This window comes from Sediminispirochaeta smaragdinae DSM 11293 (assembly GCF_000143985.1).
GTDB lineage: Bacteria > Spirochaetota > Spirochaetia > DSM-16054 > Sediminispirochaetaceae > Sediminispirochaeta > Sediminispirochaeta smaragdinae.
Genome location: NC_014364.1, coordinates 3,476,215 through 3,491,413, shown reverse-complemented (window position 1 = coordinate 3,491,413; position 15,199 = coordinate 3,476,215). Strand labels below are relative to the sequence as shown.

Sequence of the window (15,199 nt, the reverse complement as noted above, 5' to 3'; positions counted from 1 at the left end):
GAAATCTTCACTGCCGCGCAAATATAAGCGCTGCCACAATGCCAAGAGCGATTCCTGCGACCGCCTGAGGGTAGGTATGACCAAGAAGGGTTTTCAACTTTTGAGGTTGATAGCCGTGTTCGATAAGGTCAGCCAGCTCGTTGCTCATTTCGTTGATGATTTCCGCGTGCTTTCCTGCCGCCTGCCTAATGCCTGTCGAATCATAGATTACCACAACGGCGAGGACCGCAGAGATGGTAAAAAAAGGGCTTCCAAAGCCCTGGGTCAACCCCATCGAGACCGCAAGACAGGAGACAGCAGCGGAGTGACTTGATGGCATCCCTCCTGTTTCCCCCATTCGCCTGAGGTCGAGCTTTTTCTCTATCAACAATTCTATAAGGACTTTCAGGGCCTGCGCCGTCATGGTGACGGCAAGGGTAAGCCATAAAATTCTATTTTGAAGAAGTGCTTCCATTACAACTATTGTTATCCTCTTTTGCCGAAACGGTCAAACAGCCGGGGCTGCTTTTGTATCTGTTTTTGTTTTTCTGCTTTACTTTCATCACTTTGAGGAACTTTGGCAATTAATTTCTCTTTTTCCTTTAGTTCCTTCAATCGTCGCTTCTCCTTTGTCTTTCTCGATTTCCTCATACTCTCACCGAGATAGAAGAAAAAAGAGAATAGTACTCCCACAACAATGCTGATGAGGATGACCGCGACAGAAGACACCCCTTGTGTGACATGTCCGAAAATATTGACGTCGGTGGTATATGGGACATTGAGAGCCACAAAAACGGCTAAAACGATGAGTAACAAGATATCTATAACCAGAGAAATCATGTTTTTTCGCCCCTTTTCTTCATTTTTTCTGCATATTCCTCGATGCCTTGCATCGGGGGCCGTTCTTCCTCGATGATGTTGAACTCGATCGATTCGAATTGATCCTCTTTGACCTGAAACTGCCTGAGAATCGTTTCAAGCTCAAGCTCGTCACCGATGATATTCAAGCTCTGAAGCCTATTAAAGAAGGTTTGCAAGATACCAAACGACATTTTACCAAGGCTCCTGGTATCCTGATTTCGATGGACCCGTTGGTCGAGGTCCGTTTGCGCAAAGGCCTCCATCCCCAAAAGCTGATAGATATCGATGAGGTGGCTGGTTTCAACTCCGTAGCCGATGGGAAACGGAATCTGCTCAAGGACCGCTCGCCTCACGGCATATTCGCCCGACAAGGGCTGTATAATTGCCGATAATTCAGGAAAAAAGAGGCTGAAAAGGGGGCGTACAAGAATCTCGGTCACTCTTCCCCCTCCTGAAGGACGAACACCCTGGCTAAAGGCCAGGGGCCTGTCGTAGAAAGCCTTCACATACTGGACTTCGGGCCGATAAACAAGGGGACCTATCAAACCGTAAGCAAAACGTGGATGTATATTCTTGATATCGGCATCGATATACACAATGATATCTCCTCGAAGCTGATAGATCGCCTTCCAAAGGTTTTCCCCCTTACCCCGCTTTGACTCAAGACGAGGCAAGATATCGGAAGCAAGATAGGTGTCGGCACCAAAAGATTTTGCCACCTCGATGGTTTTGTCCGTGGAACCCGAATCGATGATTGCTATTTCGTCGATGAGCGGGTAGTGATTCATCAATTCCGATCGGAAGAGGACGACCTCTTTCCCAATGGTTTTTTCCTCGTTCAGGGTTGGGATACAGAGCGAGATGGTGAGCTCCCGGCGCTGCTTCTCTTCGACCAGTGCGGAAAGGTCGGAAAAATCGGTATGGTGATAGGTATTCTTTCTGATCCAATTGTTAAGATTCATTACAGTACCCCCTGTCGATGGCCAAAATCAAGCCGAGGAGCTGGGCTATCCCCGTATAGATTGGTTCGATTTCGATGGACTCATTTCGTTTATTTAAGTTCTCGCCGTCGGTGATCCCGAGGGTGACCGCCGGAATGTTTTTATCGATAAAGGCCGACAATTCCGATGTGCTGGGGCTTATTCTGGGGGTGATCCCCAAACTGTTCATAATGAGCCTGGCATTTTCGGCGAGAGGATGGGAGAAGGAGATACCGCCGGGCTTTCTTTGCCCGAGAAAGTGGATATTTACCTCAGAGCCGTTGTGGCTTGATACCTCTTCGGCAATATTCTGGATTTGGGTTTTGAGTTGCTGAACCATCTCTCCCGATTCACTCCTGATTTCCAAGCGCAATACCGCATCGGTTGCAATGGTATTAAATCCCCTTCCGCTGTTAATGGAACCGAGAACGATACTTGTCTTTGGCCGTTTTGGAAGAGGAATCTCGAGAATTCTGTCTATTAGTTCGTTTACTGTTACGATCGAACCAACAGCACCGAAGCGAGTCCAGTCGTACTCTTCAGGAACCCGAAAGGCAATCTCGCAGCGAACCATACCGATGGAAGAATAGCTTATCCGTCCAAGCTTTACTCCTTCCACACACACTCCCGCCGAGATCGGCATATCGGTATTGTCGAGGAAAAAGCGTAATCCCTCGATATTGCCTCGGCCGAGACTTCTGGCCGATCCCATCAGAATTAAATTACTGTCGAGCTTGATGCCGAGTTCCTCCATAAGGGAGGGGAGGGAGACCAATGTTGCAACACCCAATGCATTGTCTCCGACAGCCGGTCCTACGACACGATTGGGATGAATGGAAATCGTATGATCGATCTTCTCGTCGAAGACCGTATCAAGATGGGCGACTATGAGGATATTTCGATCACCATTCTCTCCCGGAAGAATGCCCAATCCATTTCCTACCTCATCGGTCGAACAATTTAGGAGCTGATTTTCGGTGAGGCGGTGAACGAAGTAATCCATTCTTGCCTGCTCCCTGAAGGTCGGCGCCGGAATTTCTCCCAACATCACGAGGTTCGCAAGGACAATATCCCGCAAAGACCTTAGCTTAACCGGGTACTCCGAAAGGCCTTCAATGAGATTATTTATCTGTTTTTCCATAGGTATCTCCTTCCATAGTGTACGCGAGAGGAGCTGCTCTTGCAACCATTACCATTATAGAGGGAGGAGTGTAGCAGCTAGCTACATCGGAAATTGCTCCATATAGCTGCCGATATCTTCGCTTTTTATCGGCTTGCTGAACAGAAAACCTTGTCCATGCTCACAGTGGAAGGATTTCAACAGTTCAGCCTCTCCCGGAGCCTCTATCCCCTCTGCTATGACCGCTTTATCCATGGAATGGCCCAGTTCGACGATGGTTCTCAGGAGTCTGCTCCCCGGATTTTCCCTTTTCATGCCCGTGACATAAGCACGGTCGATTTTCATGGCGTCGAAAGGAACATTCTTAAGGAGATTAACCGAGGAATAGCCCTCTCCAAAATCGTCCAAATGTAATCCGACTCCCAGACCTTTTATCTGATTCAAGATCGTTTTTGCCGTATCCATACTTTTGATGATCGCGCTTTCGGTTATCTCTATGATCAGAGTTTCAGGAGATAGCCCGCTTTGCTTAAGGGTATCTTTTATGTCATCAATGAGTTTTCTGCCGGCAGCGAGGTGACGGGCAGAGATGTTGATACTCACCGAGGGAAGCTTTTGTTGAAAGGAGAGGGCCTTATGCCATTGTGAAAGTTCGCTGCATGATCTTTGAAGTACCCACCTATCGATCTCGACGATAAGATCGCTCTCTTCCGCTACAGGAATGAAAGAAGCAGGATGCAAAAGCCCTTTTTCCGGATGATGCCAGCGAATCAGAGCCTCGAAACCTGCAAGGCTTTTTGTGGCAAGATTAATGATTGGTTGATAGTGGAGCTCGAATTCATCGTGTTGTAGGGCATTTCTAAGTCCCCGTTCGATATCCATATGTGCCAGAGCCCCCGCCTGAATATCCTCATTGAAGATTTCGTAACAGTTCTTTCCCAGCTCTTTTGCTCGGTAAAGAGCAAGATCGGCGTCCCTCAACATCTCCTCGGCGTTGATATATCGTGGATTGACAATGGTAATGCCGACGCTGGCACTGGTGCTGATCTCGTGTACACGATTTTCGATACGAATGCAAAAGGGTTTCTTCATGCTTTCGATGATACGCTCCGCCGCGGTGATCACCGCTCGACTCTCTCCTATGTCCTCCATCAGGACAACAAATTCATCTCCTCCCATTCTTCCGATGGTATCGACATCCCTGAGGCAATTTTCCAGGCGATCCGCGGTTTCCTTAAGCACCATATCTCCCGAAAGATGCCCCAGTGAATCATTAATCATTTTAAAACGATCAAGGTCGATGAATAAAAGGGCGAAAGTGGCACCGTTCCTGTGCATATACTTGCTGAAAACCAGTTGCAAACGCTCTGTGAACATCTCCCTATTCGGCAATCCCGTCAGGCTGTCATGATAGGCTGCGTGGTGAAGCCGTTCCTGGGCCTGGCGTCTGGAAGCAATTTCATTTTTCAGAGTGAGGTTTGTCTCCTGAAGCTCTTTTGTCCGTTCCTGGACCATTGCCTCCGTCCTGTGATAGAGATCTTCAAGCCTGTCCAAGGCATGATGATAGTTTCTGATGTCCTGAACGGCCACGATAGCCCCTGCTCTGGCCTTGTCCCGATCGTGGAGCCAGGAAAGAGAAAGGCTTGTGTAAATAGGATTTCCATTACGGTCATAGAGGATCCGTTCCAAGCCGTTTATCTGTTCCTCCCGTACCGCTTCGAGCACGACCTTTCTATTTTCACGGTTTTCGGTGAAGAAAAGGTTCTTCCCGATAATTTCTTCCGGACTATAATCGAAAACCTTGCAAAATGCATTATTGATTACCTGAATGTGGCCTTCCGTATCGCACACAAGCAAGGGATCGGGCATGGTCTGAAGGATTTCATCGGCAGCAAAACGTGCCGACGGCCGAAAGAAAAAACGGTATCGTACTCCCGCAAAGAGGAGAAAGAAAAAAGCGGCCGAAGCAACCTGTCCAATGGGAAGCAGCGGTAAACCACACATTGCAAGGTAGTCCGTTAAAAGGAGAACCATACAGGCTACCGTAAGGGGAAACCAGAGAATTCTACGCCATTGGGCGCTGCTTACGTTGGCGAATAGTTGCTTACCCATTTTACGCAGTTGTGCGGTGATTCGAAGGACAAAATAGAGAATATACCAGGAAAAATGGTAATGAGGCTTCGGGAGAAAACCGACGGGGTTGATGGTCAGACTATTTTCGGCAGCTTTAAGCGTGGTTGTCCTTACCATAAAAATGAAGTAGGTGATCCCTGCTATCACAAAGAGCAAATCAATAACGGCGGTAATCCGTCTTTTTCCCGTTGGGCGATCTTCATCGAAGCTTGCAAAATAAAAAAGAAGGGCTGGCTGGTAGAGGAGAAAACCCAAAAACCAACCGGTGGCCCAGAAGATTGCCTCATTTCGGTGTGGCGATAATAGGGTAAGGGCTTCAAAAAGCATCCAGAACGAAGCAACGGCTCCCGGCATGAAGATCATGTTCCCCAGGAGGCTGCTTTCTCGTTGAAAGTAAATCCCAGAAGTGAGCACGACAACAATAAGCAATGACACAAAGGTTATAAGAGACCATCCGGAAATAAGTACTATCATGGTTACGTATCAACCCCTGAGAAACTATTCAAGATAAAAACTCTTACATATATAAAAGTATCTACTTTGAGCGTGTACCTAGTGTTACGAATAGTGGTGATATTCTGACTATAGGGATGGGCCATCACCAGAATTCGGAACACTACCTTCCTTTCTATCGGCATTCTCCTATCTCCGCTTTAAACGCTAAAAAGTATCGAAGAGAAAGCCACCCCTCCTCCTTGCAAGGATAGAGCGGGTTTACTATTATTTTATCAGCTACTTGGAGTGCAGGCAGGAGGTTCCAATGCCAGATGATTTCGATTTTTCCGTTCCCTCGCTTGGTGAACCTAATATACAGTCGCCGATTAAAATGTCGACGGTCAAAGGTGATTCCATTGCCAACTATGTCAGTGATTCCGAGCGGATCCTTTTTGAGATTGATGCGGCAGCCGGTGATACCAGGGGGCCTTTTAAGACCGAAGAGCTTCTGGAGCGTGCAGGACCGCGGGAGAAGGTCTACTTTAATCCTGCGCATGTCCATGCCGCTGTTGTCACCTGTGGAGGGCTATGCCCCGGCTTGAACAATGTTGTCAGGGCCATCGTCCGGTGTCTTTGGTACAGCTATGGCATAAAGCGTATTACCGGCATCAAAAACGGGTATCGTGGTTTTCTTTCCGAAAGTAATTTCAGTACCCTAGAGCTTGATCCCGAGTATGTCGATGATATTCAGGCCCGAGGCGGTACCGTTCTCGGCTCGGCCCGGGGCGGTGGAGACAGGGTCGGGGAAATTGCCGATGCCATTGAACGACTAAATATTAATATGCTTTTTACCATTGGAGGCGATGGTACCCAACGGGGGGCCCTTGAGATTGCCGAGGAATTGGAACGGCGAGCTTTGCGGGTTTCCGTGATTGGCATTCCGAAGACTATCGATAATGATCTCTCCTTTATTCAGCGCTCTTTCGGGTTTGAAACGGCGGTGGAGAAGGCTGTCGATGTTGTTCGAGGTGCCCATGTCGAAGCACACGATACCATCAATGGTATCGGCTTGGTGAAAGTGATGGGCCGAGAGAGCGGGTTTATTGCAGCCTATGCCGCGCTTGCCATGAGTGATGTTAATTTTTGCCTTATTCCCGAGAGCCCCTTTGATCTGGATGGCCCGAACGGCCTTTTTGAAAGCCTGCGAAAACGCCTACTTGATCGAAATCATGCAGTCATTCTTGTTGCAGAGGGAGCCGGACAGGAGCTTGTTTCGGAAACCGGAGAGACAGATCTCTCCGGCAATAAGCGTCTTGCCGATATCGGGGTGTTCTTGAAGGAAAAAATCAAGGCATACTTTATATCCATCGACATGGAAGTAAATATTAAGTATATCGATCCCAGTTACATTATTCGAAGTTCTCCGGCCAACCCAAACGATTCGATTTACTGCAGCAGACTGGGCGCCCACGCGGTCCATGCGGCCATGGCCGGTAAGACGAAAACCTTGATGAGCATGGTAAACAATACCTTTGTCCATCTTCCCATGCGGGTTGCGGTTTCCAAACGTAAACACGTCAATACCGAAGGGAGTCTGTGGCGTGATGTGGTTGAAAATACTCGGCAGCCGGTTAATATGTGTGACAAGGGCGAAAAAGCACATGAAAAGGGTATGAAGCAGGAAGGGAAGAAGTAACGATACCGATTCCCCATCCATTCGAAGATAAAAAAACTTCCGACCGTCTGATCGGAAGTTTTTTTATGTCTTTAACCTTTTATCGGTCTACCATATCGGCATGACGAATGCCGGTTTCCGTTTCGGCAACTTCCCTTTGCGTCTCTTTTTTCTCTATCTTCTCTATCTGCTTACGTTTTCCCGTCTCTTTCTCCGCATCCAACACAAAGCCTGAAAGCAGGTGCGTCATCATCGTTACGACTTCTCTGTTTTGGGTGGCGACTTCCTTTAAATGGGAAACTCCCTCAACGATGTTTTCGTTACCCTCTGCCTGGTCCATAGTCGCCTGTTGGATTTCGGAAAAAATCTGGACCAAGGTTGATATTGAAGATCTGATGATACGATTCTTTTCTTTTTGCTCATGGGCGATTGATCTGATTTGGCTCGTGGCATCGACCAAAGAGTTTATAGCCTCAAGAATTTCCTCTGCTCCTGAGTTTTGCTCATCCATTGCAGCGGCAATCTCATTTATCAAATTCGTGGTTTTATTGATGTCGGCCGTTACCCTTTGGAGCGAAACGCCGGCTTGTTCGGAGAGTGTAACCCCCTTATTAACCCGTTCCACCATTTCGTTGATCAGCGAGGTGATCTTCTTTGCACTCGTAGAGCTATTTTCGGCAAGAGAACGAACCTCTTCGGCAACAACCGCAAAGCCCTTACCTGCATCACCTGCATGTGCCGCCTCAATGGCTGCATTCATCGCCAGCATATTTGTCTGTGCCGCTATCTTTGTGATAACTCCGACAATATTGTTTACCTCTTCTGAAGAAACCTCTACCTCTTTTACAGCCTGCACAGAGTTATCCACTGCCGATCGTCCCTCGTCGGCAACCTGCATAAGGGTATCTGCAAGGTCGTTGGCCCTACCTGTGGCTTGACTGACGGACTTTATGCTGGCGGCTATTTCGTTCATGGCACTGGAGGTCTGCTCGACAAAGCTTGCCTGGGTATTGACGTTTTCACTAATGGTATCAAGGCTGCCAAGCATACTCTCAAGGCTTAGTTTGGTATCGTTTACCACCGAAGACTGCCTGACTGCATTGGTACTTACCTGCTTAACAGCCGCAGCCATTTCATTGGTTGCGCTGACGGTGTTTTCAAGCACCTCTTCAAGGGTTTTGCTCGAGTCGTTCACCTCCAAGCTTGCCTGTACGATATCTTTGAGCATCAAGCGAAGCTTTTCGAGGAAAACATTGAGACGATCGGCCACATCCCCTATCTCATCGAATTGCGTGATGGTAATTCGTTTCGTTAGATCTGCGTTTCCGGTTGACAATTCTTCAAGCTTACGCGACAGGCTTTTTAGTTGCCGGGTTTGGGCCCTAGATGCAATAAACTGAATGAGAAAGGCAATGATCAGCATGGTAACAAATACAATCTGGAAAATCTTTTTAGGATTGAGTCGCTCCGCCTGTTCGTTGTCCAAAGGAAAATCAATGCGGTCCGCCGACACATTCAGTTTGGCCGAGACACTATTTTTGTACTCTGTTCTCGCTTCATTCAGATCGATATCGCCTTTAACGACCTTTTCAATGAGATTGGTAAATTGTGAGTTGCCTTGGATCACCGTACTACCGACATCGATGAAGGTTAACATGAGAAAAGAGGCCAGAAAAACCACCACCAGTGTTTGCCTAAGAATCAGACTTTGCTCTCTGGTTCCCTTTTCTACCGAATGCAATCCAAGTATCTCCCTGGGGCGTTGAAGAATGATGGTGTTGAAACTATTCTGCAGCATTCCGAACACACCGCCGCTGGCTAGATTTTCAAGAATAAAAAATAGTATTTCCGCTGAAGAGAGATGTTGTCTGGCAATCTCATGGATTGATCCCAATTGCATGCAGAAAATATTTGCAAAGAGCACAATACGGGGAAGGCGGGAGAGAATTTTCCTGGCGCGTTGCTGCTCGTCGCTATCAACGTGCTCTCCCTTAAATCTCTTGAGCACTGTTTTGTGGAGGGGCTTAAGATAGAAAAAAAGCAGTAAATCAAGAAAAAGAATCTGGGGAAGAACGGTGAACAACATAAGTGTACCGGTCCTCTCCACGATGATCGAAAAGGCATTGACCCTGTAGGTCATTCCCTCTACCACCATCTTTAAAAGCTGGGTTGCAAATACACTGACAAAGATAACGAGTGTGATGTTTATGAGGATTCTCACCCTGAATGCCGGAAAACGTTCACTGGAACGTGGCATAGGAAACGACGTATGTGCCATCGAAGGCTCCTTGGGAAGAAAATTACATCTAATGATAATCGACGGAATCGTCTATGGTCAACCGGCAGAGGCAGATGTCCATTACCTATGGGAAAGGACGCTTGTATCCTTCTCTCTTCAGGATTTTGAGCACTAGCTACAAATTCGTATGATTTTTGAGAAATTTAGGAAACCATCATTTTTTTTCTTTAAAATTGTGAAAAAAAGTGCGAAAAAGACTTGACCATTCCGATTTGTTTGATTACGTTACTGGAGAAAATTGATGTGATCAATGGTTCATAGAACCGGAGATCGAAAGGCTTTTTTGTGATAAAGCTTGTAACCATTTCCAGCCAGAATGGTTTGCTTTATTGCAGAGAGCATGAAATCTTTTTTCATCGACCTCCTTTTAGATGTTCCCCCCAGGGTTTTGTACCTCCTTTTCCCTGGGGGGTTTTTTTGTCCGTCACCTCATCAAGGGATGAGCTATCATACGTAGTTTTCGTTATGCTTAGCGAAGTAGTGTGTCGAAGGCCATGAGTTCCTGGTCTTCTGTTTCTCCCGAAAGGAGCTTTTTCGTGAGAATCTTACCCAACTGGACCCCTTCCTGATCGAAAGAGTTGATATTCCAGAGGAAGCCTTGAAACATGACCTTGTTTTCAAAGTGGGCCAACAGAGCGCCTAACACTTCGGGAGATAAACGGTCGCCGACCAACAGGCTTGAGGGGCGTCCACCCGGAAAGCTTTTGTTCGGATTCACGTCTTCTTTGCCCTTTGCGAAGGCGATGATTTGTGCGGCGAGGTTTGCATTCAATTTCCTTTGACTGTTGATTCCCGCCTCGTCGTTTCTGTCCTCTCCCCGCTGACTTTTTTTGAATCCGACAAACTGAAGAGGAATAATGTCGGTTCCCTGATGAAGAAGCTGGTAGAAGCTGTGTTGACCGTTGGTTCCCGGTTCTCCGAAAACCACAGGTCCGGTGGAGTAGCCTAGTGGCTTCCCGTCCCGGTTCACCCTTTTACCGTTACTTTCCATATCCAACTGCTGAAGGTGGGCCGGAAATCGACTGAGTGCCTGGCTGTAAGGAAGCACTGCGGTAACTGGATAGTGAAGGATGTTTCTGAGATAGAGGCCGATTGCTGCGTCCAGAAGGGGCGCATTTTCCCGAAATGGTGCGTTTAGAGCGATTGCATCGGTTTCAGCCGCTCCTTTAAGCAGTCGATCGAAGACTTCGGGACCAAAGGCGAGGGAAAGGATGACTCCTCCGACGGCGCTGGTTGAAGAGTAGCGTCCTCCGATGAAATCATCGATATAGAAACTATCCAGAAGCGTATCGGAGCCTGCAAGGGGACTGGTTGCACTGGTAACGGCCACCATCTGCTTTCCAGGTTTCAGGCCGGGAATTTCTTTTGATTCCAGCCATGAGAGTACCAGATCCCGGTTCGTAAGGGTCTCCTGGGTGGTTCCGCTTTTGGAGACCAGAATAAAGAGGGTACGTTCGGGGTCGATCCCCGAAAGCACGGCCGCAGCGTCGTCGGGATCGACATTGCTGATGAACAGCCCCTTCATTTTGGCTTCCACGGCTCCCTCCAGGGCGAGGTAGAGGGCCCTCGGACCGAGGTCCGAGCCTCCAATTCCGATCTGGAGTACCGTGGTAAAAGCCTTTCCCGTAGAGCCGGTGATCTCCCCGGCGTGCACCTTACCGGCAAAGTCGGAAAATCGTCTCTGCTGTTCGCGATAAAAGGCTCCAATATCCTGGCCCTTTTCATCAAGCACTTTGCCGACCAGTTCGCTCCTGCAAAGGTGATGGAGCACCTTACGCTTTTCGCCGGTATTCATCACCCCGCCGGCGGCAAGGAGGCGGAACTTTCCGATAAGCTGCATCTCTTCGGTCAGTTGTTCAAGCAGTTCGAGCTGCTTCTCTCCGACCGGCATGGCTGCATAATTGTAGCTGAGGCCAGCCCCCGAGGCCGCTGTTTTCTCGGCGATTGCGGAAGTGGTAAGCAGCTTCTCCAGTGAAAGAGGCGAAAGTGTTTCAAGGGCCTTGAAAGCCTTTGCCTGATCGAGGTCAATATATGATATGTTGTTTTTCTCCATGAGAACAGGATGTTGCTTCCCGGGCGTATTGTCAAGCGCGACTATGTAAGAAAAAGGCCGCCGATCCGTTGAGGTATCGGCGGCCGCAATTTCACCATATCCACATGGATAGATAAGAGCCTATTTATCGTGAAAGGTTGCAGCGGTTCCGAGCATGGCGGGAGCCTGCCCTGTTTCCGCGTCCATCTTTTTGTGAACCATCGCCGCCACGCCCGTAGAGAGGCCGTAGAGGTTGATGAATCCGGTCGCATCGGCGTGATTATAGCTTGTCGCACCGAAAGAGGCGAGATCCGCCATGTAAAGCGAATAGGGTGAACGTCTGCCTCCGACGATGATGTTCCCCTTATAAAGTACAAGCCGTACCTCACCGCTTACATACTTGCATGCCTCGGCCATGAAGGCATCGAGAGATTTTCTAATGGAAGTGAACCACTTTCCACTGTAAACCACCTCGGAATACTTCAGGGCCATCTGCTGCTTCATCGAGAGGACATCGGGATCAATGGTGATCATCTCGAGCTCTTTCAGGGCCGCAAAAAGGATCGTTCCTCCCGGGGTTTCGTAGACTCCCCGGCTCTTCATTCCAACCAGCCTCGTCTCCACCACATCCGACCGGCCGATGCCGTTTTCGGCGCCAAGCCTGTTAAGCTCTTCAAGAATCTCCAGAAAACTCATCTTTTTGCCGTTCAGGGCAACAGGCTTGCTCTTATCGAACTGGAGGATGATTTCGGTCTCCTTGTCCGGTGCGTTCTGAGGGCTTTTGGTAAGCTGGAACATGGGCTCCTGCGGCCTGTTGTAGGGATCTTCAAGATCGCCGCCCTCGTGGCTCATGTGCCAGATATTCCAGTCGCGGCTGTAGATATTTTTCTTGCTGATGTTTCCGAGGGGAACGTTGTGAGCGGCGGCATAGTCGATGGCCTCCTCACGGCTGGTGATATCCCAGACCCTCCAGGGGGCAATGACCTTCAGCTGGGGAGCAAGGGCCTTGAAGCTCAGTTCGAAGCGAACCTGGTCGTTTCCCTTTCCGGTACAGCCGTGGGCAACAGCCTGGGCTCCTTCGGCCAGAGCAATTTCTGCGATGTGCTTTGCCTGCAGGGGGCGTGCAATGGCTGTCCCCAGGTAATACTTTCCTTCGTAGATACCGCCTGATCTGATGAGGGGGTAGAGATAATCATCACAGAACTCATCCCGAACGTCTCTAATGTAGAGCTTACTTGCCCCGGAATCAAGGGCCTTTTGTTCCATGTTGTCCCACTCTTCGTCCTGTCCGACATTGACACAGACACCGACAATTTCGCTGCCTGGATAGTGTTCTTTCAACCATGGAATAATGATGCTGGTGTCCAGCCCGCCCGAATAAGCGAGCGCAATCTTTTTAATTTCCGAACTCATTAGGTTCTCCTTGTTTTGTGTAGTAGTATGTTTCTGCGGGGATTCCGAAGCTTAGCCTCGACGGAGGAAGCGCCCCTTCATCTGGATTTCGATCAGAAATGTTGCGTGATTATGCATCGTTAGGTTCCTATTTCGGGAATGCGTTCCCGGAAGGTCTGAAGAAGGTCTTCCTTCGTCACACCTTCCCGGAGCACGACAAAGATGGTATCGTCTCCCGCGACACTTCCCAGGACCTCCGGAAGGTTGAGCTTGTCCAGGGCAAAGGCGACACTGTCCGCATGGCCCTGACGGGTTTTGATAACCCCCAGGTTTCCGGAGAACTCCATGGAGACCACCCCCCGGTGCATGTCCTGGACAAGTCCCTTTTCCGATTCATTTGAGTTTTCATCCTCCGGAAGGGCATAGTAGTAGCCCGACCAGCCGTCGGAAATCTTACCCACCTTGAGAAATTTAAGGTCGCGACTCAGGGTCGCCTGGGTAACCTTGTAGTTTTCATCATGAAGCCGCTCCAAAAGCGCTTCCTGGCTTTCTATCCTATTTTCCCGAATCAGTTCCCGTATTTTACGAAGGCGTTGGCTACGTTCCTTCATTGTTTCTTCCTGTAAAAATGAATATTTATACCGAAAATTTGTATAAAAATTATGATGAATTGCCTTTTTTTGCAAGTGGTTTTTTTAAAAAAAGTGCTTTTTCACATGATTATACGTGATTGTCAAAAGAGCCCGCCTCGGGTAGAGTTTAGAAATGGATGTTTTGGGTTGTTCAAACCCTTTTGGGGGTGCCGTCTACTACGAGCCTGTGGTCGATTCCACCATGCATCGGGCCAGAGTCATGGTCTCCGAGGGACAGAAGCCCGGCTTTGTGGTGGTCGCGGGGTTTCAGCAATCCGGCCGCTGTCGGATCTCCGGGAGGCGCTGGGAGTCGGCTCCGGGGGAAAGTCTGATGTTCACCGTCGCTCTTCCGAAGGATCGTGTCGTGGGGCGAGGGGCGCCCTTGCCCATGATTGCGGCCCTTGCTCTTGCGACCCTTATAGAGCAGAAAACGACGTTACACCCTCTTTTAAAGTGGCCGAATGACCTTTTGCTTGACGGCAAAAAGGTAAGTGGTATCCTTTGTGAGAGCTATGGTGCTGTTGCCGCCGTGGGTATCGGCTTGAATGTTGCCCAGAAATCCCTTCCGCTTGAGAGTCGGGAAGGCAATACCTCCGCTTTCGGGGCTACCAGCCTCTTGCTGGCATCGGGGATGCTGTTCGAGCCCCTCAGCCTTCTGCCTGATCTCCTTGCTGCCCTTGATGCGGCGCTTTCAGATCCGCTTTGGCACCGACGCTGCAGCGACATGCTCTATCTTCGGGGTGAAGAGATTACCTTACTCGACGGTGATCCCAACGTCGACAGGAGGGTGAGCGGCCGTCTTGTTGGAATCGGACGGGACGGAGAGCTTTTGCTCGACACCGGATCCGGCGAGCCTGATGCGTTTTTCAGTGCTGAGATACTCTTTCCCCGCGCCAGGGACTCGGAGGGCGCCGAAGGCGGTCCTGAGCGATAGCGAAGGACGGAAGCGATGAGCGTACCCCGTAGAGGCCCGACCCGGCCGCGTAGCGGCTGGGTGGCGCCCAGAATAGATACAAAAAAGATAGAAACGATAAACGATAGAGGAGGAGCAGAATCATGGAAAAGCCGACGCGGGAAGATGCATGGGCTCTATTGACAAAGTGGACGGAATCCGAGGCGCTGATCAAACACGCATTGTCCGTCGAAGCGGTGATGCGACACCTTGCCCGAAAGGCGGAAGAGGATGAAGAGAAGTGGGGCATCGTCGGTTTGATTCACGATGTCGATTATGAGAAGTATCCTGAAGAGCATTGCGTCAAGGTGAGGGAGCTGATGGAGGCCGACAACTGGCCCGAGGAGTATATTCGTGCGGTCCAGAGTCACGGCTGGGGAATTTGCGTGGATGTGGAGCCGCAAAGCGTAATGGAAAAGAGTCTCTTTGCCGTTGATGAATTGACGGGTTTAGTGACTGCCACTGCCTTGGTTCGTCCCTCCCGAAGCGTTTTGGATATGAAGGCGAAATCGGTAAAGAAAAAGTGGAAGTCGGCGGGCTTTGCCGCCGGTGTCGACCGTTCGATTATCGAGAAGGGGGCTGCCATGCTCGGTGTTGAGGTGAGTGATCTTATTACCGATACCATCGAGGGAATGCGGACGGTCGCAGAAGAGATCGGCTTAAAAGGTACGATTGGAGAAGACGAGTAAAAGAGCAGAAAGCTGAAAAA

General features: G+C 49.3%; 12 protein-coding genes. 3 read left to right on the top strand and 9 right to left on the bottom strand.

Going from position 1 to position 15,199, the window contains the following annotated elements; genetic code table 11:
* Nucleotides 1-7 precede the first annotated feature (7 nt).
* The 5 genes from SPIRS_RS16420 to SPIRS_RS16400 all read right to left on the bottom strand — a co-directional run bounded on the left by SPIRS_RS16420 (nucleotide 8) and on the right by SPIRS_RS16400 (nucleotide 5,547).
* The gene (locus SPIRS_RS16420) at nucleotides 8-454 is read right to left on the bottom strand and encodes a divergent PAP2 family protein (protein WP_013255810.1); all 447 of its coding nucleotides are present in this window, start codon (nucleotides 452-454) and stop codon (nucleotides 8-10) included.
* Between the two features lie 11 nt (nucleotides 455-465).
* A complete protein-coding gene (locus SPIRS_RS16415) occupies nucleotides 466-819 on the bottom strand; it encodes a lipopolysaccharide assembly protein LapA domain-containing protein (RefSeq protein WP_013255809.1) in 354 nt (117 codons plus the stop codon).
* The gene (locus SPIRS_RS16410) at nucleotides 816-1,802 is read right to left on the bottom strand and encodes a glucosyl-3-phosphoglycerate synthase (protein ID WP_013255808.1); all 987 of its coding nucleotides are present in this window, start codon (nucleotides 1,800-1,802) and stop codon (nucleotides 816-818) included. Before SPIRS_RS16410 ends, SPIRS_RS16415 begins: the two co-directional genes overlap by 4 nt.
* The gene (locus SPIRS_RS16405; protein WP_013255807.1) at nucleotides 1,792-2,961 is read right to left on the bottom strand and encodes a M20/M25/M40 family metallo-hydrolase; all 1,170 of its coding nucleotides are present in this window, start codon (nucleotides 2,959-2,961) and stop codon (nucleotides 1,792-1,794) included. The genes SPIRS_RS16410 and SPIRS_RS16405 overlap by 11 nt, the downstream gene beginning before the upstream one ends.
* An 81-nt stretch (nucleotides 2,962-3,042) precedes the next feature.
* Nucleotides 3,043-5,547, bottom strand: a complete 2,505-nt coding sequence (locus SPIRS_RS16400) for an EAL domain-containing protein (RefSeq protein ID WP_013255806.1) — start codon at nucleotides 5,545-5,547, stop codon at nucleotides 3,043-3,045.
* 286 nt (nucleotides 5,548-5,833) lie between these two features.
* Between SPIRS_RS16400 and SPIRS_RS16395 the strand changes: the two genes are divergently transcribed.
* Nucleotides 5,834-7,204, top strand: a complete 1,371-nt coding sequence (locus tag SPIRS_RS16395) for an ATP-dependent 6-phosphofructokinase (RefSeq protein ID WP_013255804.1) — start codon at nucleotides 5,834-5,836, stop codon at nucleotides 7,202-7,204.
* Nucleotides 7,205-7,283: 79 nt separating this feature from the next.
* On the opposite strand, the gene SPIRS_RS16390 is transcribed toward SPIRS_RS16395, so the two are convergent.
* The 4 genes from SPIRS_RS16390 to SPIRS_RS16375 all read right to left on the bottom strand — a co-directional run bounded on the left by SPIRS_RS16390 (nucleotide 7,284) and on the right by SPIRS_RS16375 (nucleotide 13,517).
* A complete protein-coding gene (locus SPIRS_RS16390) occupies nucleotides 7,284-9,461 on the bottom strand; it encodes a methyl-accepting chemotaxis protein (RefSeq protein WP_013255803.1) in 2,178 nt (725 codons plus the stop codon).
* 490 nt (nucleotides 9,462-9,951) lie between these two features.
* Nucleotides 9,952-11,535, bottom strand: coding sequence for a glucose-6-phosphate isomerase (gene pgi, locus SPIRS_RS16385; protein ID WP_013255802.1), 1,584 nt, complete (start codon nucleotides 11,533-11,535; stop codon nucleotides 9,952-9,954).
* Nucleotides 11,536-11,655: 120 nt separating this feature from the next.
* Nucleotides 11,656-12,927, bottom strand: a complete 1,272-nt coding sequence (locus SPIRS_RS16380; protein WP_013255801.1) for an argininosuccinate synthase — start codon at nucleotides 12,925-12,927, stop codon at nucleotides 11,656-11,658.
* A gap of 119 nt (nucleotides 12,928-13,046) precedes the next feature.
* Complete coding sequence (locus SPIRS_RS16375; protein ID WP_013255800.1) at nucleotides 13,047-13,517, bottom strand: arginine repressor; 471 nt, start codon at nucleotides 13,515-13,517, stop codon at nucleotides 13,047-13,049.
* Nucleotides 13,518-13,671: 154 nt separating this feature from the next.
* Between SPIRS_RS16375 and SPIRS_RS16370 the strand changes: the two genes are divergently transcribed.
* Both SPIRS_RS16370 and SPIRS_RS16365 read left to right on the top strand, forming a co-directional pair.
* Nucleotides 13,672-14,472 (top strand): biotin--[acetyl-CoA-carboxylase] ligase, encoded by an 801-nt coding sequence (locus tag SPIRS_RS16370; protein ID WP_013255799.1) that lies wholly within the window; start codon nucleotides 13,672-13,674, stop codon nucleotides 14,470-14,472.
* Between the two features lie 122 nt (nucleotides 14,473-14,594).
* Nucleotides 14,595-15,179, top strand: a complete 585-nt coding sequence (locus SPIRS_RS16365) for a hydrolase (RefSeq protein ID WP_013255798.1) — start codon at nucleotides 14,595-14,597, stop codon at nucleotides 15,177-15,179.
* Nucleotides 15,180-15,199: the final 20 nt, after the last annotated feature.